This is a genomic window from Vibrio sp. 11-4(1) (genome assembly GCF_013048625.1).
Taxonomy (GTDB): Bacteria; Pseudomonadota; Gammaproteobacteria; order Enterobacterales; family Vibrionaceae; genus Vibrio; species Vibrio diabolicus.
Map to the genome: position 1 here is coordinate 408,109 of NZ_VHSY01000002.1, position 24,661 is coordinate 432,769.

Annotated in this window: 26 protein-coding genes and 1 other annotated feature; of the genes, 11 read left to right on the forward strand and 15 right to left on the reverse strand. The window is 44.2% G+C overall.

Annotated features, from left to right (window positions below; all coding sequences use genetic code 11):
* Window positions 1–76 precede the first annotated feature (76 nt).
* The 3 genes from torA to torE are packed head-to-tail and all read right to left on the reverse strand — an operon-like array spanning window position 77 to window position 3,979.
* The gene (gene torA, locus FKN16_RS05270; protein WP_041156583.1) at window positions 77–2,539 is read right to left on the reverse strand and encodes a trimethylamine-N-oxide reductase TorA; all 2,463 of its coding nucleotides are present in this window, start codon (window positions 2,537–2,539) and stop codon (window positions 77–79) included.
* Between the two features lie 25 nt (window positions 2,540–2,564).
* Entirely contained in the window at window positions 2,565–3,749 is a 1,185-nt protein-coding gene (gene torC / locus FKN16_RS05275; RefSeq protein WP_170902168.1) for a pentaheme c-type cytochrome TorC, read from the reverse strand.
* Window positions 3,750–3,799: 50 nt separating this feature from the next.
* The gene (gene torE, locus FKN16_RS05280; protein ID WP_005378141.1) at window positions 3,800–3,979 is read right to left on the reverse strand and encodes a trimethylamine N-oxide reductase system protein TorE; all 180 of its coding nucleotides are present in this window, start codon (window positions 3,977–3,979) and stop codon (window positions 3,800–3,802) included.
* 462 nt (window positions 3,980–4,441) lie between these two features.
* Between torE and FKN16_RS05285 the strand changes: the two genes are divergently transcribed.
* Window positions 4,442–5,254, forward strand: coding sequence for an ABC transporter permease (locus FKN16_RS05285; RefSeq protein WP_065645351.1), 813 nt, complete (start codon window positions 4,442–4,444; stop codon window positions 5,252–5,254).
* A 366-nt stretch (window positions 5,255–5,620) separates the two neighbouring features.
* A complete protein-coding gene (locus FKN16_RS24780) occupies window positions 5,621–5,746 on the forward strand; it encodes a hypothetical protein (protein ID WP_254903806.1) in 126 nt (41 codons plus the stop codon).
* 83 nt (window positions 5,747–5,829) lie between these two features.
* On the opposite strand, the gene focA is transcribed toward FKN16_RS24780, so the two are convergent.
* Window positions 5,830–6,690 carry a formate transporter FocA gene (gene focA / locus FKN16_RS05290; RefSeq protein WP_170902170.1) on the reverse strand — a complete coding sequence of 287 codons (861 nt, stop codon included), beginning with the start codon at window positions 6,688–6,690 and terminating at the stop codon, window positions 5,830–5,832.
* 299 nt (window positions 6,691–6,989) lie between these two features.
* Here focA and FKN16_RS05295 point away from each other — a divergent pair, with 299 nt between their 5' ends.
* Window positions 6,990–7,223: a TIGR02647 family protein gene (locus tag FKN16_RS05295; protein WP_005378148.1), complete on the forward strand. Its 234-nt coding sequence runs from the start codon at window positions 6,990–6,992 to the stop codon at window positions 7,221–7,223.
* Window positions 7,224–7,259: 36 nt separating this feature from the next.
* On the opposite strand, the gene FKN16_RS05300 is transcribed toward FKN16_RS05295, so the two are convergent.
* On the reverse strand, window positions 7,260–7,718 hold the full coding sequence (locus FKN16_RS05300; RefSeq protein ID WP_170902171.1) for a PACE efflux transporter: 459 nt from the start codon (window positions 7,716–7,718) through the stop codon (window positions 7,260–7,262).
* Window positions 7,719–7,807: 89 nt separating this feature from the next.
* Between FKN16_RS05300 and FKN16_RS05305 the strand changes: the two genes are divergently transcribed.
* Genes FKN16_RS05305 through FKN16_RS05315 form a run of 3 tightly spaced genes read left to right on the forward strand, consistent with a single transcriptional unit; the run spans window position 7,808 to window position 10,171 of the window.
* Window positions 7,808–8,686, forward strand: coding sequence for a LysR family transcriptional regulator (locus FKN16_RS05305; RefSeq protein ID WP_170902173.1), 879 nt, complete (start codon window positions 7,808–7,810; stop codon window positions 8,684–8,686).
* Window positions 8,687–8,708: 22 nt separating this feature from the next.
* Window positions 8,709–9,536 carry an NAD-dependent epimerase/dehydratase family protein gene (locus FKN16_RS05310; protein WP_161445668.1) on the forward strand — a complete coding sequence of 276 codons (828 nt, stop codon included), beginning with the start codon at window positions 8,709–8,711 and terminating at the stop codon, window positions 9,534–9,536.
* Window positions 9,533–10,171: a YdcF family protein gene (locus tag FKN16_RS05315; RefSeq protein ID WP_170902174.1), complete on the forward strand. Its 639-nt coding sequence runs from the start codon at window positions 9,533–9,535 to the stop codon at window positions 10,169–10,171. The genes FKN16_RS05310 and FKN16_RS05315 overlap by 4 nt, the downstream gene beginning before the upstream one ends.
* A 61-nt stretch (window positions 10,172–10,232) precedes the next feature.
* Here FKN16_RS05315 and FKN16_RS05320 read toward each other — a convergent pair whose 3' ends face one another.
* Together FKN16_RS05320 and cysS are read right to left on the reverse strand one after the other, a co-directional pair.
* Window positions 10,233–10,811 carry a thymidine kinase gene (locus FKN16_RS05320; RefSeq protein ID WP_005378154.1) on the reverse strand — a complete coding sequence of 193 codons (579 nt, stop codon included), beginning with the start codon at window positions 10,809–10,811 and terminating at the stop codon, window positions 10,233–10,235.
* A gap of 87 nt (window positions 10,812–10,898) precedes the next feature.
* Window positions 10,899–12,281: a cysteine--tRNA ligase gene (cysS, locus tag FKN16_RS05325; RefSeq protein ID WP_005390902.1), complete on the reverse strand. Its 1,383-nt coding sequence runs from the start codon at window positions 12,279–12,281 to the stop codon at window positions 10,899–10,901.
* A 203-nt stretch (window positions 12,282–12,484) separates the two neighbouring features.
* Between cysS and FKN16_RS05330 the strand changes: the two genes are divergently transcribed.
* The 4 genes from FKN16_RS05330 (at window position 12,485) to FKN16_RS05345 (ending at window position 15,686) form a co-directional block, all read left to right on the forward strand.
* The gene (locus tag FKN16_RS05330) at window positions 12,485–12,979 is read left to right on the forward strand and encodes a peptidylprolyl isomerase (RefSeq protein WP_005390900.1); all 495 of its coding nucleotides are present in this window, start codon (window positions 12,485–12,487) and stop codon (window positions 12,977–12,979) included.
* A 60-nt stretch (window positions 12,980–13,039) separates the two neighbouring features.
* On the forward strand, window positions 13,040–13,777 hold the full coding sequence (lpxH, locus tag FKN16_RS05335; RefSeq protein ID WP_170902176.1) for a UDP-2,3-diacylglucosamine diphosphatase: 738 nt from the start codon (window positions 13,040–13,042) through the stop codon (window positions 13,775–13,777).
* A 98-nt stretch (window positions 13,778–13,875) separates the two neighbouring features.
* The gene (locus FKN16_RS05340) at window positions 13,876–15,090 is read left to right on the forward strand and encodes an EAL domain-containing protein (protein ID WP_170902178.1); all 1,215 of its coding nucleotides are present in this window, start codon (window positions 13,876–13,878) and stop codon (window positions 15,088–15,090) included.
* 80 nt (window positions 15,091–15,170) lie between these two features.
* Window positions 15,171–15,686, forward strand: coding sequence for a YchJ family protein (locus tag FKN16_RS05345; protein WP_170902180.1), 516 nt, complete (start codon window positions 15,171–15,173; stop codon window positions 15,684–15,686).
* 283 nt (window positions 15,687–15,969) lie between these two features.
* Here the strand turns inward: FKN16_RS05345 and hisIE are convergent, their stop codons facing one another.
* From hisIE to hisG, 8 genes are all read right to left on the reverse strand, one after another.
* A complete protein-coding gene (hisIE, locus tag FKN16_RS05350) occupies window positions 15,970–16,605 on the reverse strand; it encodes a bifunctional phosphoribosyl-AMP cyclohydrolase/phosphoribosyl-ATP diphosphatase HisIE (RefSeq protein ID WP_104969276.1) in 636 nt (211 codons plus the stop codon).
* Window positions 16,602–17,375, reverse strand: coding sequence for an imidazole glycerol phosphate synthase subunit HisF (hisF, locus tag FKN16_RS05355; protein WP_004749837.1), 774 nt, complete (start codon window positions 17,373–17,375; stop codon window positions 16,602–16,604). The genes hisIE and hisF overlap by 4 nt, the downstream gene beginning before the upstream one ends.
* The gene (gene hisA, locus FKN16_RS05360) at window positions 17,357–18,094 is read right to left on the reverse strand and encodes a 1-(5-phosphoribosyl)-5-[(5-phosphoribosylamino)methylideneamino]imidazole-4-carboxamide isomerase (RefSeq protein ID WP_005390889.1); all 738 of its coding nucleotides are present in this window, start codon (window positions 18,092–18,094) and stop codon (window positions 17,357–17,359) included. The genes hisF and hisA overlap by 19 nt, the downstream gene beginning before the upstream one ends.
* Before the next feature lie 12 nt (window positions 18,095–18,106).
* Window positions 18,107–18,721 carry an imidazole glycerol phosphate synthase subunit HisH gene (gene hisH / locus FKN16_RS05365; protein ID WP_006743042.1) on the reverse strand — a complete coding sequence of 205 codons (615 nt, stop codon included), beginning with the start codon at window positions 18,719–18,721 and terminating at the stop codon, window positions 18,107–18,109.
* A gap of 26 nt (window positions 18,722–18,747) precedes the next feature.
* Entirely contained in the window at window positions 18,748–19,821 is a 1,074-nt protein-coding gene (gene hisB / locus FKN16_RS05370; RefSeq protein ID WP_170902182.1) for a bifunctional histidinol-phosphatase/imidazoleglycerol-phosphate dehydratase HisB, read from the reverse strand.
* A 65-nt stretch (window positions 19,822–19,886) separates the two neighbouring features.
* Window positions 19,887–20,927, reverse strand: a complete 1,041-nt coding sequence (hisC, locus tag FKN16_RS05375; protein WP_006743044.1) for a histidinol-phosphate transaminase — start codon at window positions 20,925–20,927, stop codon at window positions 19,887–19,889.
* Between the two features lie 18 nt (window positions 20,928–20,945).
* The gene (gene hisD, locus FKN16_RS05380; protein WP_170902184.1) at window positions 20,946–22,238 is read right to left on the reverse strand and encodes a histidinol dehydrogenase; all 1,293 of its coding nucleotides are present in this window, start codon (window positions 22,236–22,238) and stop codon (window positions 20,946–20,948) included.
* Between the two features lie 5 nt (window positions 22,239–22,243).
* The gene (gene hisG / locus FKN16_RS05385; RefSeq protein WP_170902186.1) at window positions 22,244–23,140 is read right to left on the reverse strand and encodes an ATP phosphoribosyltransferase; all 897 of its coding nucleotides are present in this window, start codon (window positions 23,138–23,140) and stop codon (window positions 22,244–22,246) included.
* Window positions 23,141–23,193: 53 nt separating this feature from the next.
* Window positions 23,194–23,331, reverse strand: a sequence feature (His leader region).
* Window positions 23,332–23,696: 365 nt separating this feature from the next.
* Between hisG and FKN16_RS05390 the strand changes: the two genes are divergently transcribed.
* Window positions 23,697–24,650, forward strand: a complete 954-nt coding sequence (locus FKN16_RS05390) for a sigma-54 dependent transcriptional regulator (protein WP_005390867.1) — start codon at window positions 23,697–23,699, stop codon at window positions 24,648–24,650.
* Window positions 24,651–24,661 lie beyond the last annotated feature (11 nt).

Genomic DNA, 24,661 nt, shown 5'->3' on the forward strand with positions numbered 1-24,661 from the left:
ATAACGCTCACTGAAATTTTGGTTAAAAAAATACCAGCCCGAAGGCTGGTATTTCGATTGATGTGAATTGCATTAATTAAGCAACTTCGATTGGACCACCGAATGAAGTCACTGGCGGTACTTTGCCGGTGAACTTCTCGAAGTCTACGATACATGTGTTCGCAGAAGTCGCCTGCGCAAGTTCAGAAGAGCCAATGTCTTGCGTTAGCGTGTTAGGGTCACCGTAAGTACAGATTGCGCCCTCTTTCTCGTTTAGAGGACCGTACCATGCACCTTCTTCGATACGAATAACGCCACGTGGGTAGCTGTCAGTAAGAACAGCACCAGCTAATAGCTGACCACGACCGTTGAATACGCGCACTAAGTCACCGTCTTTGATGCCTTTCGCTTTCGCATCCGCTGGGTTGATGTAAACAGGCTCACGACCTTGCACCGCGTAAGTTGCACGGAACTCTTCAGATTCACACATTTGAGAGTGCAGACGCTTGTCTGGGTGACAAGACTGCAACCAGAATGGGTATTTATCTGAACCAGGGCCACCGTGTGAACGCTCTGATTTTTCGAACCACATTGGGTGTTCTTGACAGTGTTCGTAGCCGTAACGGCCGATCTTACGAGACGTGATCTCAATGAAACCAGACGGCGTACCTAGTGGGTTAAGCTCAGGGTCTTTACGGAAGTCCGCATGACGAACCCAAGGTTTACCTTCACCGAAGTCTAGTACGCTCTTCTCCCAGAACTCGTTGAATTCTGGCATTTCAAACTTACCTTCGTTCGCTTTCTTACAATCGTTGTATAGGCTTTCGATCCATTCCATCTCGCTCATACCACGAGTGTATTCTTCGCGGCGACCAAAACGCTGAGTTAGTTCACTCATGATTTGGAAGTCAGGCTTAGATTGGAACAATGGATCGACGAGACGATGCATTGCAATCAGACCTTTGTTCGAGTATGAACCGTATACGTCGATGTCGTTACGTTCCCATTGCGTACACGCAGGTAGAACGATATCCGAGAAACGACATGTTGCAGTCCAAGCAAACTCGATCGTTACAACCGTTTGAAGTTTGCGGAACGCTTTCTTCATGCGGTTACGATCTTGGTGGTGGTGCCATGGGTTACAACCCGAGATCACCATCATCTTGAAGTCTGGCAGTTTCACTTTACCGCCGTTGTAGTTGATCTCTTTGCCTGGTTCTAGCAGACAGTCGATCCAACGTGCAACTGGGATAGTACGGCTGTAACCGTTAAAGTCGTTGTTGTCCCACTTCGGCTTCATACCTTGGTCAAGGTTACGAGGGAAACCACCAGGACCCGCGAAACCAGTAGAAGGCACACCGATACTTGAGTAGTGGTGACCATAAGAGATGCCACCGCCAGGTAGACCGATTTGACCAACCATTGCAGCAACCACAGCCGCTGCCCAGTATGGCTGCTCACCATGCTCTTGACGCTGGATACACCAACCCATCAGGATCTGTGTACGGCCACTGACTAGCATACGCGCGAATTCGCGAATCTTGTCCGCTTTCACGCCACAGATAGCCGCAGCCCACTCTGGTGTTTTCTCTACTTTATCTTTTGTCTTACCTTGAACGTATTGAATAAACTCTTCAAAGCCTAGACAGTAAGTATCAATGAACTTCTTATCGTACAAATCTTCGTTGTACAGCACGTGCGCCACAGCAAGCATGAACGCTACGTCTGTCAGCGGGTTAATGTACAAGTGATCGTTCTCTAAGTAGCGCTGAGTCTTGTTCTTCACTGGATCTACAGATAGAACGTTTATCTCACCTTTCGCTACTTTTTCTTTTAGTTGTGCTAGGTACTTGAACGACTCATGCGTTTCACAGTTCCAACCTACTTGAAGGTTTTTCACTGGGTCGTTAGCCCAAAGAACGATGTTGTCAGAGTTCTCTAGGATTTCAGACCAAGACGTACCTTGTGCGTAAACTTCGGTTGAACCAAGTACGTAAGGCATGATGGTTTGACCTGCACCCGTCGAGTAGTCACCTACTTTCGTGATGAAGTTGCCGTGCATACCCACTGCACGTTGCATGTGCGCGGTACAGTTGTTGAATGAACCTGTTTGGTTCCAACCCGTTTGACCTGCGTGTAGCGCCCATGGACCGTAGTCTTTTTGAATACGTTCTAGTTCGCGGTAGAACAAATCTAGCGCTTCATCCCAAGTTACGCGGATGAAACGGTTGTTACCGCGAGTATCCGCGCTGTATTTGTGTTTCTTCAACCAATCTAGACGAACCATTGGGTAACGCACACGTGAAGGGCTGTAAATAATGCCCTTGATGCCGTTTAGCATTTCAGTTGGGTTTTTGTCTAGCTCTAGCGGTTTGATCTCTTGAACTTTACCCGCGTAGATGTGGGCGCGGAACGCGCCCCAGTGAGAACCTGTTACTTTCCAAGTACCTGTCGTCTCAACAGCATTGGCAGAGGCTGACGCCAATAAGCTAGGACCAATAACTGACGCTGCACTTGTGGTTGCTACACCTTTAAGAAAACTTCTTCGTGTAATAGCCATTTAAATTACTCCAATCCGACGCTTATTAGTGGTGACCTTCAGCATAATCTGAAGAGTGTTTCTGTAGATACTTCAAGATCAGGGATTCACTGTCTGTATCTAGGTTAACGAACGCCAACATACCGTCGAACATACCTGGCCAGGTGTTCGCGTCGAAGTGCGCTTCCGCAGGTTGCGTGTGACATACTGAACAGTTGGTTTTGTACGCTTCACGAGATTTTTCCCAAACAGGATTGATGTCGTTCAGCATAGACTCTTTCTTAAGCCATACTTTCGCTGCCACTTTTTCCCATGGAAGACCCGTTAGCTCATCCACTTTTTTCTCACCAGTCGTCACAATGTTGCTATCTGTCGCTGCTTCTTTCATCAGAGACGCAGTCGCAATGTTCTTACCGAAGTCTTCTTGAATTACGCGACCAAAACCTTTCGCTTTACGCCAGCCATCGATTTCGATTTCAACAAACTCGCCTTTGTCTTCAAGAACTTTAACGGTCGATGCTGGGTTAAGAAGACCGGCTTCTTTAGTGCCTTGTGCATCAAAGTAAATAGGTAGGTGACGAACACTCACTAGTTGCTGACCTACAGAGTAATCTGTATTTGAAGTCATACCTTCTAGGTCACCCACGATACCGCCGATGCTGTCCATACCTGCTGGCAGGTTATGCGCGATACCTTTATGACAGTCAACACAGCTTTGATCTTTCTCTGCTGCTTGCTTCATTTGGATACGAGCGGTTGGAGACATTTGCTCGAAATCCATCGATTCGTAGTTGTGACAGTTCTTACACTCTAAAGATTTGTTTGCCGAGAAACGATCCCATTCGTGTTTCGCAAGTTCGATACGACGCTCTTCGAACACACCAGGTTCATCGTAGTTGCCAAATACCTGTGCAAATACCTCTTTAGATGCCTGCATTTTACGAGCAATTTTGTCTGTCCAGTTATGAGGAACGTGACAGTCAGGGCAAGTAGCACGAACGCCTGAATGGTTTTTCCAGTGAACCGTTTCTTGCAGCTCAACGTACACGTTGTCACGCATTGTGTGACAACTAATACAGAATTCTTCTGTGTTGGTTGCTTCTAGAGCGGTGTTAAAGCCACCCCAAAAGATAACACCAGCAATGAAGCCGCCCATAGTCAGCACACCTAGGCTGATATGTACAGCTGGGCGCGTCATGGTACGCCACAGTTTAATGATTAATGATTTCATTATTTGCTCTCTTAAAATCTTTTCAAAAGTGTGGTTATGAGCTCACAGGCTTACATGCCGTGCGCGCCTGGAGGTCCAAAGAAGAACACTTGCAACATCCAAACGATGAACCCGTAACCGCCGACAAAAGCCACACTCAGAATTGGGAAGAGAACAACTGCAATGAAGAGGAACGACTTCCACTCCAGGGAGCGTTTTTCACCACTCTCAATTTTATTAACATCACTCATACATTTGCCTATTTTGTATCTAGTGTTATTGAAAAGCCCGCGTAACCAAGCTTAAGTTTTTTACAATCTCTAATGGAAAATGTTAGACCATACTAATAGTAAGGTTCAATCAAATAAGAGCTCTCAGGCCTTGTAATTCAACACTTTTTTGAGCTCATCCAGAGATGTGATTGATTGATGTTATTTATTAAAAAACATGAACAGATGTGACAAAATAAGTCTTTTAACTAATTGTTAAAATAACAACATTTACCAAACATAAGTTACATTTGGATAGTAATTAACGGGTCATAAATTGGCTTAAAAACCCGTCAAAAGATAATCAATTGTGAATAAAATGATGCGAAATAATGACAAGAATAGCGCTAAAGGTTTACGTTGAGAACATCAAAAAATGCACATTGATGTTCATATAAAGGAGGAGCTTAGTTACAATTATTCGCGGATTTTCGAGGAGCGATTATGGATAGCGTGGTGGATATAAGTTGGACCAAACTGGCATTGTTTGGTCTGATTTTGTTGGTTCCCTTCTTTATTAATGCCCGCTACAAATTAGGGATTGCGAAAGACACAATAATTAGTGTTATTCGTATGACACTTCAGCTCATATTGATTGGCGTGTATTTAGAATATCTTTTTCAATTAAACAGCTTACTTGTCAATATACTTTGGCTTGCCATCATGTTACTGATTGGCGCAAGCTCAATTGCAGGAAAAGCTCGCCTGCCTAAAAAGCCACTTATGCTTCCTCTTCTTACAGGCTTAACCTGTGGTCTAATTCCACTTCTTATAGCGATTACCGCAGGCCTAGTGCAGCCATCCCCTATTTACAACGCCCAGTACATGATCCCACTTGCGGGCATGCTATTGGGTAACAGCTTAAGTAGTAACATCATCGCACTGCAGAATTTATTTACGGCTTTTGAACAGAGACAATCAGAATACGAGGCTGCTATCTCACTTGGTGCCTCTCCTCGTTATGCATCATTCCCCTTCATTCAAGAGGCCCTTAGAAAGTCACTTGCTCCAACTTTAGCCTCTATGGCCACTACAGGGCTGGTTACCTTGCCAGGCATGATGACTGGTCAAATTCTAGGTGGCGCAAGCCCGATGGTTGCAATTAAATATCAGTTGGTGATTATGCTGGCTATTTTCGTCATGTTGAGTACCTCCGTCGCTATTACGCTGGAGATGACACTGAGCTGGGTACAAACGAAAGAAGGCCGGATCAAAATAAAAATCCAACAACCAGAACCTACCAAAACTCATAGATAGTTTAAGCGTGTGAACAAAGCCAGTGGAAGGGCTTGTATTATCAAGTCAAACGCACTTTTAACTGAATAACTCATCCATTCTTTAAACATTCATCAAGACGCTTTCTGGAGAAAAGTCAGACAGAATTCTCTCGAGTATAAGCCTCTAATTTTATGAAATTTTCTTTGCAAGTTTAGATACGCACGGCCTTTGAGACAGGTTATCCACAGAAAATGTGGATAAACACCCTAAACCCATACGCAACCAGAAACATAGCAGCATAAGTGATCAATCTAATCGTCATGCTTTGATCACTTGCCTGACATATTCTAATTTTAGAGTAAAGATAGTGACCACAAACTTGGAGAGACGTACATGGATGTCTTAATGATCAAAGAAAATTACGATGAACTCCTATCCGATGCACCTCTGGACTGGCTCGTTCAAGAACCAAAGGAAGTGACTTCTCATTGGCTCCCAACCGATTTTGGCATCAATGAAGAGCTGATTTAACTCACTCGATTTGTGTGAAACTTATCGACACGAATAAAAGAAAGGCGAACCATTTGGCTCGCCTTTCTTTTATTCTTTTAGATTTATCGTAAATGCTTGTCTTCATCACGTAGATAAATCATCCAATACCACATACCAACGAATACACCGCCACCAATGATGTTCCCTATCGTTACAGGGATAAGGTTATTTACGATGAAACCCATCATGTTTAAGTCCGCATAGTTTGCAATATCCGCCCCTGTCATTTGCCAAAATGCTTCCGGTGCAAAATATTTGATTCCAATCGCCATGGGTACTTGGAACATGTTCGCAATACAGTGCTCGAAACCTGCCGACACGAACATAGCCACTGGCAGAATCATGACCACTATTTTGTCAGTTAATGTACGTCCACTAAACGTCATCCAAACAGCAATACACACCAGCACGTTACACATGATACCAAGCGCAACTGCAGCAAAGAAACCATGGTGCAATTTATGTTGAGAGATAGCCATCGCGTTGAGGCCAACTTGGCCGTGATCAAACATATACTGCTTGGTGACCAACATGCATGCTACCAACAAAAGAGCACCAACCATGTTGCCGAAATAAACTACAAACCAGTTTTTGATTAGCGCTTGCCACGAGATCTTTCCACTCGCTCGCGCTACCAATGTTAATACTGAGCTAGTGAAAAGCTCACCACCTGTAACGACAACAAGAATCAAACCAAGACTGAAGGCTAGGCCACCGATTAGCCTAGTAATACCCCATGGAAGGTCGCCTGCGCCTGTTGTCACCGTGGTGTAAAAGATGAACGCAATACCAATATGAAGTCCGGCAGAAATTGCCAATAAAAAAGATTTGATCGGTGCTTTAGTTGCTTTACCTACCCCCACTTCAGCCGCGCGTTCCGCAGCCTGAGGCGGTAATAGTGAGTCAAACTGATTGAAGTTCATTGTGGTGTAACATTTAGAAACAATTAAAGAGGCGCGGATAATCGCTCCATTTCCCTACTTTTTCAAGCGCTATTTAACATGTTTACTAAAAATGTTGTTATCGAGAGATCAACCAATAAAGGTCAACTATCATTAGCAATCGTAACTATCATTGATACTTAACAAGTATTCTGCCTTTCGAACAAAGATCCTGCGTTATATCAGCCTGATAGCGCCATACTTAACACTTCTTATCGTTTAATGTTGCTCAACTCTTCTTTTCAGACTAGCTTGGTAAAAAAAGCGTAAAGGAATCATTTATGAAATATTCAGCTGAACATATCGCCGAATTGAACCTACTTCTTCAGTTCGACTTAAGTAGTGCTGCAACTGGTATTAAAGTTCATACAGACGCGTCAGAAGAAATGCAGGCAGCCGTTGCTCGTCTATACGAGAAGCAACTTTGTACACAGCCTGATGGTGGTTATTTAACAGATGAAGGTATTGAAGTCGCAGAGCATGCAGATAAGATTTTAAGAGTCCTTTCTGTGTAATTTGAACAAAAACGCCACCGAATTCGGTGGCGTTTTTTATTGGTCCCTGCATTTTGTTCCTGCCGAAACCTGCGGTGCTAATCGTTTTTTCATTTCGCTAAATGGCTGAACCTTGTCGTACAACCAATTAAAGCCTGTGGCATAAAATAGGAAGAACACTAGGAAGCCAGCTTCCAACACCAGAGCTTGGAGAAGCGTAATTTCTAAGAACCAAGCAATGACGGGTATAGAGATAAAGATCAACCCTCCCTCGAATCCAATTGTATGCCCAAAACGCATCGCTAAACTTCGTTCAGTTCGATTGCTGCCAAACCACTTATCAAAGTACAAGTTGTAGATGTAATTCCACACAACGGTATACATGCTCAACCCAATCCCAACCAACGCGAGATCACTCGATCCCTTTCCGGTGATCAATGAAGCCGCTGGCACAATGATCGCGAGTGCGATTAACTCAAAAAGTACTGCATGAAAAATTCGTTCGTTACGAGTCATATTTCTCTGTCCAAATAGTTCTACTCAATGCTTAGAATTTTATCTATTATTCAGATAACAAAAAGTTAGATACCATCGGTAAAAGCGATATGTTTACCATCGAACAACTGCAAGCTTTCATTGCTACATCAGAAACCGGATCGTTTTCAGGCGCGGCAAGAAAACTGGGGCGAGCTCAATCCGTAGTCAGCCAACACATCATAAATATGGAGGTCGACTGTGGTGTTGATCTATTTGATCGCTCTGGTCGATATCCGAAATTAACCGAGAGTGGCCTCGCGCTCATACCTTATGCACAAGCGGCAATCAGCCAACTCGACCGATTGAACAACAGAGCATCACAGCTTTTTTCAACACCAACTAATAAATTAGTTTTAGCCATTGATGAAGGGATTCCTCTGACTCGCTTGCCCGACGTGCTAAAAAATTTAGAGCAACGCTTTCCACACTTGCAAGTTGAATGCTTAACAGCTTCAAGTCCGGATATCATTGAATTGGTCAAATCGGAGCGCGCCACTACTGGGATTATTTTGAGTGACTTGCAAATGCCAAGACATATCGATTTCACTAATCTTGGTAACATTGCGTTCGATGTCTATGTCTCTTCAACACACGCTCTGGCACAACAACGCGTCACTCACATTGATCAACTCAAACAACATCGTCAACTGGTCATACGCTCCAAAAACGCAGAGCCATGTGGTCTCAATCAAGCATTCAGCCCGGATATCTGGTACGCTGATAACTACTATATTTTGTTGGAATTAGCGAATAAAGGGTTTGGTTGGTGCTTTCTTCCGGAGCATTTAGTCGCGTATTCACCGAACACACTGACAAGAGTTGGGGATGATTTCACAAAGCTGGCTTGGCAAGTCAATGTTGACCTTATTCAACATCAGAAATGGCATTCAGATCCCCTCCATCAACAAGCCAAAGCAGAGCTGCTCAATCTATTCGAGCAGACATAAATAAGTAAGTAGGAAGACCCAAATGGCAAATACATTGATCGTAGGTGCAGGCTGGCTCGGAACTCCGCTAGCAGAAACTTTGATGAAAGACGGACACCACGTTGTCGTTACTCGTCGTAACCAAGCTCGGTTAAACGAGTTACCCGCTTCATTAACTCACTCCGCATTATTCGATTTTAATCAACTTAACGCGGCGAAACGGCTAGATGAGTTGCTTAAGCAACATCAAATTACTCACGTTGTCGGTGCTTTTCCCCCTGGTTTTCGTAAAGGACGCGGACAAGAATACGCCCAACAATGGCAAATGCTCGCCAACGCAGCAAAGCAAAACAACGTTGAAAAGCTCGTTATGATTAGCTCTACAACGGTGTATCCCAACCTAGCTTCAGATATGGAAGAAGCAGATGCGTCACTCTCTTTAGCAGCCGACAGCCCTTATTTCTCTGACAATGCACGTATTATGCTACAAGCCGAGCAGCATGTTATCGACTCTAATATTAGCTTCGTCATTATGCGTTGTAGCGGGCTAATTGGGCCAGATAGGCACCCTTCTCGCTTTGCTATGAGACTAAAACAAGTCAGTCGTAAAGCGCCTGCTAATATGCTTCATCAAGATGATGCGGTATCGGCGGTCAAATTTGCTTTAGATAATTTAAGCAACCAAGTTATTAACGTGACCACACCACATACCGTCAGCAAGGCGGAGTTCTACCAAGCCGCTATAAATAAGAGCGAAAGTGAGATACCTCTTCCACCAGTCACAGAACAAACAGATAAGCGCATTCTCGCAGACAAACTACTCTCACTTGGCTATCAATTTCATTTCAACTCAACTTTGGACGCGCTATGAAACTCTATCGACACATAGAAACACTTTGGGATTACATGCAACTCAAACATGAGCTGAAACCCGCAGACTGTTTATTTGTGATGTGCAGTAACGATGTGCGTGTAGCAGAGCATGCAGCAAATCTGTACCACCAAAAGTTAGCGCCTTTGATTGTATTTTCAGGGGGAGAAGGTCGTTTTACCGATGGACTGTTTGAAAAAAGCGAAGCGGAAACTTTTGCCGAGATTGCCAAGATGTCAGGTGTGCCAAGTGAAGCAATTTTGCTCGAAACTGAATCCACCAACAGTGGCGAAAACGTTCGCTTTACTGAGCAACGATTGAAAGAAGAAGGAAAACATTGCTCATCATTTATTCTGGTACAAAAACCATTTATGGAACGCAGAGCTATAGCGACATTTGAAAAACAGTGGCAGTCACCCTACTCCCAGATCCAAGTAAGCTCTACGGCTCATCCGTTTTTTGAATATATTAATGAAGACATGCCATTAATGATGGTGCTAGAAGCACTAATGGAAGATTTCTCTCGCGTAAAAAGCTATCCAGAGAAAGGATTTCAAACCGAGCAGAACATCCCTCCGCAGGTAGAATCATCTTATCAGGTTTTGCTAGAGAAATTTGGTTTTGACTTAGTCTAAGCCCTTTCTAGCAGACAACAAAAAGCCACCGATTACGGTGGCTTTTCTGTATTAATACGGATTATTTACCGAGTGCTTCTTTGTAATGCTGACGGCACACGGAGACATATTTGTCGTTACCGCCGATCGCAACTTGATCGCCCTCTTTAATCGCCACGCCATGTTCATCGGTACGAATAACCATATTCGCTTTGCGACCGCAGTGGCAGATCGTTTTGAGCTCAACCAACTTGTCTGCCCAAGATAACAGGTACTTACTGCCTTCAAAAAGTTCGCCTAGAAAATCGGTGCGAAGGCCGTAACACAATACTGGAATATGCAGTTTATCAACAACTTCAGTAAGTTGGTAAACCTGCTCTTTCGACAAGAACTGACACTCATCAACAAGAATACAGTGACGTTTCTCAACCTCATTCAGAGCTGCGATCTCTTGATATAAATTGGTATCCTGACGAAACAAATGTGCGTCAGATTGAAGACCAATACGAGAGCTCACTTTACCGACACCAAAGCGATCATCTAGTGCAGCCGTAAAAATAACTGGCGTCATGCCGCGTTCTTGATAGTTGAAAGAGGATTGAAGAAGCGTTGTTGATTTACCCGCATTCATTGCTGAGTAATAGAAATACATCTGAGCCACAGAGCATTACCTAAAGTTAAAGTTTTAATTTATGGAAATGGAAAATAAAAGGGCTGAATTATCAGCCCTTTAAAATTGAAAATTCAATTACTTACGACGCCACGTTGTGCCTTCTGGACCATCTTCCAGAACAATGCCCATTTCGGTTAGCTTGTCACGAGCCATATCTGCATTCGCCCAATCTTTCGCAGCGCGAGAGTCGTTACGCAGCTTGATAAGAGCTTCGATTTCAGCCACTTCATCATCGTTACCTGCATCACCTTTTAGGAAGGCTTCTGGATCTTGGTGAAGAATACCGATCACATCTGCTAGTTCACGCATTAGCGCACCTAGCTCGCTCGCTTTCTCTAGGTTTTCTGTTTTCAGACGGTTAACTTCGCGCGCCATGTCGAACAGAACTGAGTACGCTTCTGGCGTATTGAAGTCATCGTTCATCGCTGCTGTAAAGCGAGATACGTACTCTTCACCACCAGCAGGAGCAGCATTTAGGTCCAAACCACGTAGAGAAGTGTATAGACGCTCAAGCGAAGCGCGTGCTTGGTTTAGGTTCTCTTCGCTGTAGTTTAACTGGCTACGGTAGTGACCAGACATAAGGAAGTAACGAACCGTTTCTGCATCGTAGTGACCAAGTACGTCACGGATAGTAAAGAAGTTGCCTAGGGACTTAGACATCTTCTCGCGATCTACCATCACCATGCCACTGTGCATCCAAGTATTTACATACTTAGTGTCGTGTGCACAGCATGATTGCGCGATTTCGTTTTCGTGGTGTGGGAACTGAAGATCAGAACCGCCACCGTGAATATCAAAGTGATCGCCTAGGATTGAAGAGTTCATAGCAGAACACTCAATGTGCCAGCCTGGACGACCAGGGCCCCATGGTGATTCCCACGTAGGTTCACCTGGTTTAGACATCTTCCAAAGTACAAAGTCTAGTGGGCTGCGTTTGGCTGTTTCGACATCAACGCGCGCGCCCGCTTGCAACTGATCCAAATCTTGTTTAGACAGTTTGCCGTATTCGTCAAACTTGCGAACCTCAAACATTACATCGCCATTATCCGCAACGTAAGCAAAACCACGTTCAATCAGTTTTTGAACAAGTTCGATGATTTCTGGAATAAACTGGGTTGCACGAGGCTCAATATCAGGACGCTTCATGTTTAATGCGTCGAAGTCTGCGTGCATTTCACCGATCAAGCGCTCGGTCAATGAGTCACAAGACTCGCCATTTTCAGCCGCACGTTTAATGATCTTATCATCAATGTCTGTGATGTTGCGTACAAACGTTAGATCGTAACCTAGGTAACGAAGGTAACGTGATACCACGTCAAAGGAGACAAAAGTGCGACCGTGACCGATGTGACAGAGATCGTAGATGGTAACTCCACAGACATACATGCCGACTTTGCCAGCTGTAATTGGTTTGAATTCCTCTTTCTGTCTTGTGAGTGTGTTATATATCTTTAACATGATCTCTATCTATGATTGTGAATGAATAAAAGAAAGTCGAGTATATCAACTCCGACCTGGTTAGGTAATAGCAATTAACCGATAAAACGATAATCGGCTAAACTTCAAGCACAAAACGAAGAATTTCCTCTTCCTGAGTTTTTAAAGCACTAGAACTTAGGCTAGAATCTCGGGCTCAACACAACACAGTAAAGGAAAGTAGCATGATCACCCTTCACACTAATTTTGGTGACATCAAGATTCAACTAAACGAAGAGAAAGCGCCAGAGACTAGCGCAAACTTCCTTCAGTACTGCCGCGATGGCTTTTACGACAACACTCTTTTCCACCGTGTTATTGACGGTTTCATGATCCAAGGTGGTGGCATGGAACCTGGTCTACGTGAAAAAGCATCACGTGCACCTATCAAGAACGAAGCAAACAACGGCCTAAGCAACAAAGTGGGTACACTTGCTATGGCACGTACTATGGAACCGCATTCAGCAAGCTCTCAGTTCTTTATCAACGTAAACAACAACACATTCCTAGATTTCCGTAGCGAAAGCCTAGATGGTTGGGGTTACTGTGTATTCGGTGAAGTTGTAGAAGGCATGGACATCGTAAATAAGATCAAAGGCGTTAGCACTGGTTCTTACGGCATGCACCAAGACGTACCTCTAGAGGACGTAGTAATCACTGGTACAACAATTGAAGAATAATTCGTAAGAATTATTTCTAAGAGATAAGTTAATGGGGAGGCATCGCTTCCCCTTATTTCTATGACAACATTATTTATTTCCGATCTTCACCTCACCCCATCGCGTCCGGATATTACGGAATGTTTTGTGACGTTCATGCGAACAGAAGCAACGAAATCCGATGCACTTTATGTATTAGGCGATCTGTTCGAGTTTTGGGTTGGAGACGATGACAAAACTCCTTTTGCCAATCAAATCCGTACAGAGTTCCAGCAACTAACAAAGGCTGGCGTTCCTGTTTATTTCATTCAGGGCAATCGCGACTTCCTATTGGGAAAACGCTTCTGTAAAGAGACAGGCATTACATTATTAGATGAAGTTAGCCTCATAGACCTTTATGGTACTAAAGCAGTTATTCTCCACGGTGACACCCTGTGTACTGACGACATTGATTATCAAAAATTCCGTAAGACTGTTCATCAACCTTGGTTGCAATGGCTGTTTAATCACATTCCTTGGTTTATTAAGAAGAAAATTGTCTCAAAAGTTCAATCCGATATTCGTGATGATAAAATGAGCAAGCCTTTAGACATCATGGACGTCAATCAAAATGAAGTCGAGAAAGTGATGTCTCAGAATTGCGTCAACTTAATGATTCATGGTCACACTCATCGCCCGAATACACATTTTTTTGACGTCGATGGCGTTAAAAAGACCCGGATAGTTTTAGGGGATTGGTATACGCAAGGCTCAGTTTTACAAGTAAATTCTGATGGCTTTGACCTACAAACGAGACCATTCATACAGAATTTGCGTTAAGCATGTAGAGCGTGTAGAAGATTCACGCTCAAGTCGTAGATATTTTGTAAAAAATCGCTATTATCATAATACTAAGTTAAACAGAACGAAGTACCTAATTGAAGTATTCTTACGTAGCTCGCCAACCGATTCTGGATAGAGAAAAACGAACCATTGGTTACGAACTTCTCTTTCGAGACGGTCCTAAAAATACCTTCCCTGAAGTAGAACCAGAGCTGGCTACTAGTCGACTGCTATCCGATCATTTTTTGTCGACGCATTACAACACATTAGGGAACAAACTTGGCTTTGTTAACTTTCCGCATCAAAGCTTGGTGAATCTAGTCCCAACTCTGTTTCCCAAAGAGTCTCTCGTCATTGAAGTCCTTGAAGATTGTGAACCGACAGAAGAGCTGCTAGAAGCCATCAAGCACCTTCATGAGTGCGGATACAAAATTGCTTTAGATGATTTTGTGCCGACGAAGGCTTGGAAACGTTTTCTTCCATACGTTTCCATGATCAAGTTTGACATTCGACTCGTACCGATCAAGAAAGCCGCTATTTTTATTCAGGCATTAAGCCCATTTAAAATCGACTTTCTTGCTGAAAAAGTTGAGACCTATGAAGAATTTGAGCAAGCTTTAGAAGCCGGCTTTAACTATTTTCAAGGATATTTTTTCAGCAAGCCTGAGATGATCCAGAAAAAACGGTTGAACCCCGCGTTTCTTACCGTCATACAGCTGTGTAAAGAGATTGCAGATAAGCCCATCGACTTCAATGAGGTTGAACGTCTGTTTTCGATTGATGTGACGCTGTCATACAAGTTGCTTACTTACGTAAATTCAGGATATACATTAACGACTAAGATCAAATCGTTCAGACAGGCACTTATTTATCTGGGTGAAGAGCGACTACGACGCTTTATTTCCTTAGTTGCAATTGCATCCGTTCAAGAGGATAAACCTGACTCTCTTTACTCTTTAGCGATTCAGCGTGCAAGAATGTGTGAACTGTTACTTAGTCAAATGAACACTAGGTATGACCCTGGGCAGGCTTTTTTGACAGGAATGTTTTCTCTACTCGGATCTTTGCTCGATCAACCGCTCTCGGATGTCATTGAAGATATCCCCGTTGACGAAGATATAAAACTCGCATTAACCAGTCGAAAAGGCGTACTTGGCCACTTACTTTCAATGACGATCGCCTACGAAAAAGCAGACTGGGAATTAGCTGAGCGGTATTGCACCGTTCTTAAATTAACCGAGCCTCAATTAGCAGACGCTTTTAATCAATCTACCGAGTGGGCTCAAGAACTGCTGTCTCAAACGCCCTAAACCGCTATAATGCCTCACCTCCAGCCTCGCAATTGTGAGGTTGTTTGTTTTTACCGCTTAATTAATCGAGATTTCATTTTATGGCTTCTTCTTGTCCTTGCGGCTCTAACCGCACCTACCAACAGTGTTGTGAAATTGCCCACAATAACCATGCTGACGTTACCACTCCGGAGCAGTTAATGCGGTCTCGTTACAGTGCGCATGTGTTAGGTCTAGTAGATTACGTGGTGAACACGTACCACCCAAGCTGTAATGCAGAAGAACAACGAGAAGGCATTGCCCAATCTATCGACAGCGATTGGTGCAAGCTTGAAGTATTAAAAACAGAAGCTGGCAGTAATGACAATGAAGGCTTTGTCGAGTTTAGCGCTTATTTTGATGAAGACGGCAAACGCTACTGTATGACAGAACGTTCTCGCTTCGTAAAAGAAAATGGGCCTTGGTACTACATTGACGGCACATTTCCTGAAGAAGAGCCAGAAGAAGAACCAGAACAGGATCCACGCTTGAGCCAGCCAGTGAATAGCCTAAAGCTAGGTCGTAACGATCCGTGTATCTGCGGAAGCGGTAAGAAGTTTAAGAAGTGTTGTGGGTAAAGGCATCCACGCTTAGCTTATTGAGCTCGCTTTAATGAGATTCCTGATCTCACCTAAGCTCGTCGGAATAACGTGAATATGTACTTTCGTTTGAAATAGATAACGCGACTTCAAATACCATTAGAAAATATACCGTCATTCTGAACAGCGAGGGACGAGCGTGATTCAGAATCTAATCGCCACCAGCACTGTTGCCGGTTTTTACCCCCGAATCAAGAACACTAAATTAAAAAAAGCCCCTAGACTCGAGAGCATAGGGGCTTTCACTTATCTATAAGCAAGTTTACTTATGACGTTCTTTCAACTTGTTCACTACGTCATTCATCGATAAGCCTTGGTCTTGAAGCAATACCATTAAGTGGTAAATCAAGTCTGCTGATTCACACACTAACTCCGCCTTATCGCCCGACGTCGCCGCAAGCGCGACTTCAACGCCTTCTTCGCCCACTTTTTGCGAAATACGCTTGGTGCCACGGGCATAAAGACTGGCAGTATAAGAGGAATCTGGGTCGGCACTCTTGCGGGCAGCCAATAGCTGCTCAAGTTGATGAAGCCACACCATTTGTGACTCCTCTTGCGGATCTCCATCCCAACAAGTTGTTGTTCCAGTATGGCAAGTCGGACCAATAGGATTCACTTTAACTAGCAGTGTGTCATTGTCGCAATCGAGCTGCATGTTCACCAATTGTAATACATTGCCTGAGGTTTCCCCTTTGGTCCAAAGACGCTCTTTGGTACGAGAGAAAAACGTCACTTGACCCGTTTCGCCCGTTTTTGCCAACGCATCTTGGTTCATGTAACCCATCATCAGCACTTGGCTTGATTGAAAATCTTGTACGATGGCAGGTACCAGACCATCCACCTTTTCCCAGTTGATTCGCTCAGCTAGCGAACTTACTTCGGCGGCTTTCACACTCATAGTCGTACCTCAATGCCTTGTTGTTTCAAATACTGCTTTAGTTCACCAATATTGATGACTTGCTTGTGGAATACCGACGCGGCAAGCGCGCCATCCACATTTGCTTTTTGGTAGGCTTCTGCGAAGTGCTCCATGGCACCTGCACCACCCGATGCAATCAATGGCACGTTACACACTTCACGCACCATATTAAGTTGTTCAATATCGTAGCCGTTACGCACGCCGTCTTGGTTCATCATGTTCAGTACGATTTCACCAGCACCGCGTTTTTGTACTTCTTGCACCCAATCACGCGTTTCCCATTGGGTCGCTTTGGTGCGTTCTTCATCACCAGTAAACTGGTAAACCTGATACTTGCCCGTCTCTTTGTCATAGTATGAATCGATACCAACGACGATACATTGCACACCAAACTTATCAGCAAGGTCAGTAATCAACTGAGGGTTCGCCAAGGCAGGAGAGTTAATAGATACCTTATCTGCACCAAACTCAAGAATGCGCGCCGCGTCCTCTGCTGATTTAATGCCACCAGCCACACAGAACGGAATATCAATCACTTCTGCAACGCGAGCGACCCAACTTTTATCAACGACACGCCCATCACTTGAAGCGGTAATATCGTAGAACACAAGCTCGTCAGCGCCTTCTTCAGCATAACGCTGCGCCAGAGGAACGATGTCACCAATGATTTCGTGGTTGCGGAACTGGACGCCCTTCACCACTTGTCCATCACGAACATCAAGACATGGAATTATTCGCTTTGCCAGCATGCAAACGCCTCCTCTGCTGTGAACTTACCATCTAACAATGCGCGACCAACAATCACACCAGCAACACCGCTGCCTTTTAGTGCTTCGATATCCGCTAATGAGCCAATGCCGCCTGAAGATTGAAACTGCACTTGTGGGTACTGTTTACATAAGTCGACGTAAAGCTCAACGTTTGAGCCTTCTAGCGTACCATCACGAGAAATGTCCGTGCAAAGCACATGCTGTAGACCTACCGTCAGATAATCGTTGATCAAAGCTTCGATAGTCACACCTGAATCTTCTTGCCAACCAGAGATCGCCACTTTACGCGTGCCGTCTTGGTCGATGTTGATATCTAGAGCGAGAACGATTTTCTCCGCGCCATACTTTTCCATCCAACCTTTCACAAGCTCTGGTTGTTTTACTGCTGTAGAACCAACCACAACACGTTGAGCACCGGCTTCTAACAGATCAATCACGTCTTGCTCTGTACGCACTCCACCACCGATTTGGATGTTCGCTGGCGTGCTTGCGAGTAGCTTTGCAATCAAATCAAGTTGACGTGCTGTCGTGTCTTTCGCGCCAGTTAAATCCACCAAGTGCAGCCAGTTGGCACCTGCTTGGTGGTACAAGTTGAACTGCTCTGCTGGGTCGACTTTGTACTCGGTTACTTGGCCGTAATCACCTTGATAAAGGCGAACCACCTGTCCTTCAATTAAATCAAGAGCTGGAATAATCACACTAAATCCCTTTTATAATTCTAAGAAGTTTTGAATAAGCTTCGCGCCCGCTTTTGAAGAACGCTCTGGGTGGAATTGCACACCATAATAGTTACCGCTTTGAACCGCAGCAGTGAATGGATTTCCGTAATCACATTCAGCAATGGTGTAGTCTCCAACTGGCATCGCAAAGCTGTGCACAAAATAGAAGTACTCACCCTCTTCAATGCCTTTGAACAACGGATTGCCTGCTTTTGCAGAAACGGTATTCCAACCCATATGCGGCAGCGGTAAGTCGCCAGTTTGTAGCAGCTTCACTTCGCCATCACAAAGTCCAAGACACTCAACTAACTCGTCTGCTTTCTGGCCTTTTTCTTGAGACACTTTGCCCAACAGCTGCATGCCTAAACAGATACCTAATAGCGGCTTTTCTACCTGTTTTACCAAGCTGATAAGGTCACGCTCTTCTAGGTTTTTCATCGCTTCGCTGGCGGTTCCCACTCCCGGTAGGAATAACTTATCTGCCGACAATACGACTTGCGGATCTTTTGAAATAGTCACGTCATAGCCTAGGCGTTCAATAGCAAACTTCACCGAAGAGACGTTGGCACAGCCAGTATCGATAATGACAACTTTCTGTTCTGTCACTGTTTTTCTCCTTGCTAAGATTCGCCTTAAAGCACGCCTTTACTACTTGGTAGCTCAGTGCCTTCTACTTTGATTGCTTGGCGTAACGTACGGCCAAACGCTTTAAATAGACTTTCAATGATGTGGTGATCATTGTTGCCCGCAGAAGAAAGGTGCAACGTACATGCTAATGTGTCAGTCAAAGAGCGGAAGAAGTGAACCACCATCTCTGTTGAAAGGTCCCCCACTTGCTCACGACTAAACTGCGCGTCGAACTTAAGGTAAGGACGACCAGATAGATCTAGTGCACATTGTGCTAAACACTCATCCATTGGCAGGCTGAAACCAAAGCGACCAATACCACGCTTGTCACCCAGCGCTTCTTTCAACGCCTGACCCAAGGCCAGCGCGGTATCTTCTACTGTGTGGTGATCATCAATGTGTAGATCACCTTCTACTTTGCACACCATTTGGAATCCACCGTGCGTCGCAATTTGATCCAACATGTGATCGAAGAAACCAAGACCCGTTGAGATGTCATTACCGCCTTGCTCATCAAGATTAACCGCAACTTTGATGTCCGTTTCTTTCGTGGTACGAATCACTTCAGCAATACGAGCTTTCACCGTGAGGTCTTTCAGGATCTGTTTCCAGCCCATGGTTTCTGGGTTGTATTGAATACCACGAATTGCCATGTTTTCTGCAAGTTGAAGATCGGTTTGACGATCGCCAATCACGACAGAGTTTTGGAAATCAACTTTGCCACCTTGAAGGTACTCTTTCACCATGCCTAGCTTAGGCTTACGGCAAGAGCAGTTATCTTCTTCAAAGTGAGGACAAATCAACACGTCATCGAACTTCACACCTTGAGACTCGAAGATCTCCATCATCATGTTGTGCGGTGCATCAAAATCAGCTTGTGGGTAGCAGTCAGTACCCAAACCATCTTGGTTAGTGACCATCACTAGACGGTATCCAGCATCCTGCAACGACAACAGGCTTGGGATAACAAATGGCTCTAGTTTTAACTTATCCAAGCGGTCAACTTGGAAATCAATCGGTGGCTCAACAATCAGCGTGCCATCTCGGTCGATAAATAGGATTTTTTGTTGCTTGCTCACTCGAACTTCCTTATTAATAATCTTGTTTCGTTCTCGGCATAAACCGAGAACGTTGAGAATTCTATTTATGAATAGTAGTTTCTAATGAAACCCAGTGTCTTTTCACACTCGTCGCGGTTACCAACACTGATACGCACGCAGTTCTCAATTGGCGAGTTACGCAGGATAATGCCCGTATCCCAAGCGGCTTTGAAAAGAGCATCGCCATCTGGGAATTTCACCAATAAGTAGTTACCCCACCCTTCAAAAACCTCCAGACCCGGAATCATCGACAAACCAACTTGTAAGTAAGCTCGGTTCGCGTTCAAATCGAGAACTTGGAACTTCGCTCGCGCTAATCCTGCTTCTGAGAGCGCTTGAGTAGCAATTTCTGCAACTGGCACCGGTACTGGATATGGTGCGATCACTTTAAGAAGGACGTTAATCAGTTCTTCGTTTGCTAGCGTAAATCCACAACGAAGACCAGCAAGCGCGAAAGCTTTCGACAGAGTACGCAGAATCGCTAGATTTGGATATTCTGCCAATAAATCTACTGTTGACGCTTCTGGACAAAAATCGATGTACGCTTCGTCCATGACCACGATTGCGCGGTCTTTTGTCATCTCAAGCAGAGAGACAATATCGTCACGCTTAACTAAGTTACCCGTTGGGTTGTTTGGCGAGCATACGAAAACCAGTTTTACGTTATCTAGATTCGCTTCGATGCCTGCAAGGTCTAGTTGCCAATCTGACATTAGCGGCACCGTTTTGCGCTCTACACCGATGGTTTCTGCACTGATGGCGTACATACCGTAAGTCGGTGGGCAGTATAAAATCGCGTCTTCACCCGGTTCACAGAAAGCACGAATCAATAACTCAATACCTTCATCTGCACCGCGAGAAGTCAGCGTTTGTTCTGGCTTCACTCCAGCATACGCGGCGTAAGCAGAAATCAGTTCTTTCGGCTGGCATTCGCTGTAACGATTAAGACGAGCAAAGTCTGTTTTGTATTCATTGTTGAATGGCGATTCGTTGGCGTTCAGCCATACGTCACCTGTACCACCAATTCGGCGAGCCGAAAGATAAGGTGTTAGTTGTTGGACTTGTTTACGCGCTAGCTTTTCCATCTCTTTACTCTCTTATTCTTACTTACTTACTAATTTTTCTACACGGATAGTAACAGCACGTTTGTGGGCGTCCAGACCTTCTGCTTCAGCCATGGTGACAACCGTTGGCGCAAGATTTTTAAGACCGTCAGCTGAAAGCTCTTGAACCGTCATTCGTTTAGAAAAATCAGCCAAACCTAAGCTTGAATATGTCCGTGTGTAACCGTAAGTAGGAAGAACGTGGTTAGTGCCCGATGCGTAATCACCTGCAGATTCAGGCGACCAATCACCAAGGAAGATCGAACCTGCGTTGTCTAATAGAGGCAGAAGCTCGCGTGGGTTCTTAGTCTGAACAATTAAGTGCTCAGGGCCATAATAATTAGAAATAGAGATCGCTTGGGTAATCGATTCAGCAATAATGATTAAACTCGATGCGAGCGCTTTTTCTGCAATCTCTGAACGAGACAACTCTTTCAATTGACGACGAACGGCATCTGTCACCTGATCTGCAATAATGGCTGATGGCGTCACAAGTACAACTTGAGAGTCAGGTCCATGCTCTGCCTGACTTAGAAGGTCCGCCGCAATAAAATCTGGGTCCGCTGTTTCATCCGCAATCACAAGAACTTCCGAAGGACCCGCTGGCATATCAATCGCTGCGCCACGGAAATCATTGCTCACCTGACGCTTTGCTTCCGTCACGTAAGCGTTACCCGGGCCAAAAATCTTATCAACTTTTGATACGGTCTCTGTACCATATGCCATTGCAGCAACAGCTTGACCACCACCGACGTTGTACACTTCATCAATGCCACACAATTTTGCTACGTAAAGGATCTCGTCAGCGATTGGAGGCGGAGAACAAAGCACAACTTTACGACAGCCAGCAATTTTCGCAGGCACGCCCAGCATCAAAACCGTCGATGGCAATGGCGCGCTACCACCAGGAATGTACAAACCCACTTTTTGAATTGGACGTGTTACCTGTTCACAAAGCACACCCGGTTGAGTTTCGACTTTAATTGGCTGTGGCTTTTGCGCTTTGTGGAATTTAGAAATATTGGCATAAGCTTGCTCTAATGCGTTTTTCATTGATTCAGACAAGCGCTCTGAAGCGGCTTTTATTTCCTGAGAAGAAACACGAATGGACTCAGGTTTAACGCGATCAAACTTTTCTGTCAGCTCGTTGAGAGCAGAGTCGCCTTCATTTCTAACTTTAGCGATAACCTCAGACACTGCTGCAGTGATATTTGCACCTTCTGCAATAGCAGGACGTTCTAAGATCGAATCTTGCTGCTCTTCACTTAAAGATTGCCAAACGACTGTTCTCATGATGTTTACTCCATCATTTTTTCAATTGGTAGCACTAGGATTGAGCTAGCACCTAACTCTTTTAGCTGTTCCATGGTTTCCCAGAACAGGTTCTCAGAACTCACTAAGTGAACAGCCATTTTCTGCTTATCTGCAGAAAGAGGAAGAACAGTAGGATCCTCAGCACCAGGAAGTAGTGCTTTGATTTGATCGAGCTTTTCAGCTGGCGCGTGAAGCATGATGTACTTAGACTCTTTCGCTTGTTGTACGCCTTGCATGCGAGTCAGTAGTTTTTCAATCAGTGCGGTTTTGTCTGCATCAAACTCACCGATACGTTGAATCAGCGTCGCTTTAGATTTAAAGATCACTTCCGCTTCTTTTAAGCCATTCGCTTCTAACGTTGCGCCAGTCGATACCAAATCAGCAATAGCGTCAGCTAGACCTGCGCGAGGTGCAACTTCTACAGAGCCAGTTAGCATACATGTGGAGAATGGAACGCCTGCTTCATCCATGTAAGCTTTTAGGAGTTGAGGGTAAGTTGTGGCAATACGCTTACCAGCTAAGTCTTGTGGACCGTTGTACTCTTCATCCTTGTTGATAGCGATAGACAATCGACAACCGCCAAAGTCAAGTCGACGAAGTGGTACAAACTCACATGGTTCACCCAGGGCTTTACGATCTAGACGAACTTCTTCCAGTTCATTTTCACCAATGAAACCTAAGTCAACAACACCATCCATAATCAGACCAGGGATGTCATCGTCACGAACCAAAAGCAAATCAATTGGCATGTTCTCCGAGTGAACCACTAAACGCTCACCCATTACATTAAATTTTACGCCGCACTGTTTTAGCAGAGCTTGGCTCTCTTTGCTAAGGCGACCTTTTTTCTGAATTGCGATTCTTAAGCGTTGTGTCTGCATTGCTTTTTCCCTGTGCAAGATTTTGATATCTAAGTAATTTTTGAATTAATAAAACTAAAAAACCCTCGAGAGATTGGAGTCTCCCGAGGGTTTAAAATCTGCTTTTACTTTGATTTCACCTCCGGGAGTTTCCTGCCTCCCGGGTATGCGTGCATCGCCCGAAAGACTAGATTGGGTGATGATGGTGATGAATGTTCATTACAAAATTACGCATACTTATTTAAGGCTCTATTGAGTTGCTTCGTTAGTAACCACACTAACCAAGGATTCTATATTTTTCAATACTGAATTTAGCATTTTCTAACTATTTTTTATAATTACTTGATTTTAAAGGATTTAAATTTAATTTCAGTTGAGTATATGGGTAGAAATTAGGTTTCTATTCAACCCTATTCTTAAAGAAAAAGAAGAATAGTATGAATTTTCATCAAAACAACTATTTAGATCTCACCGCCCTTAGTAATTGACATCATTCTCAATAAAGAGACATCCACTCACGTTTGAGACGACTCATTCAAAACTATTATTTGAGTGGGGCAAAAAATAGTGATTAACCATGAAACTGCGTAACGGTAGTAACAAACAAGCTGTGGATTTCAGCGATACAACACTATACCCATTAATCGGCAATAGTGCATGTATCCAAGAACTTCGCACGGCAATCCAAAAGTACGCTCAATGTGATGCTGAAGTACTCATTCAGGGTGAAACAGGGGTGGGCAAAGGTCTCTGTGCTCGTCTTATTCATCAGTTGTCGAACAGACACTCGGCACCTTTTGTTGAAGTTAACTGCGGCGCAATTCCAAGTGGTCTTATTGCGTCCGAACTTTTCGGTCACGAAAAAGGAGCATTTACAGGAGCGATTTCAGATCGTATCGGTTTTATTCAAAAAGCGCATAAAGGTACCCTATTCCTAGATGAGATTGGTGATATGCCGCCGGATCTACAAATCCACCTTCTGCACTTTTTAGAGAGTAAGCAAATCCATAAAGTCGGCGCTGATAAATTCATTGATGTGGACTGTAGAGTCATTGCTGCGAGCCACGTGGATTTGAAAAATGAGGTTGTACAAGGCGGATTCCGTGAAGATTTATTCTATCGGCTTAATATCTTGCCATTAACTATTCCTCCACTGAGAAAGCGTGGGAAAGATATCCTTATGTTATCAGAACACTTCTTAACAGATTTGTCTCATGGTCAGGTACAAAAAATGTCGGATAAAGTGAAAGCCAAGCTCCTCAAGCATCGTTGGCCAGGTAACGTAAGAGAACTGCGAAATGTAATCCAACGAGCGATTGTCATGTGTGAAGATCACACGCTTCTCGTCGCTGACTTGGGCCTTGATAATAATGAAAGGCAATTACTCCCTTCAGTGGACCAAATTGATCTTGACTACCTACTGCAAGCTATCGAAGAAAATAAGCACAATATGAGTGCGGCCGCACGTCATCTTGGTATTTCAAGAACAACGCTTTATCGTCTAATAAAGAAATACAACTTAAATGTTTAGTTGCTGTACAG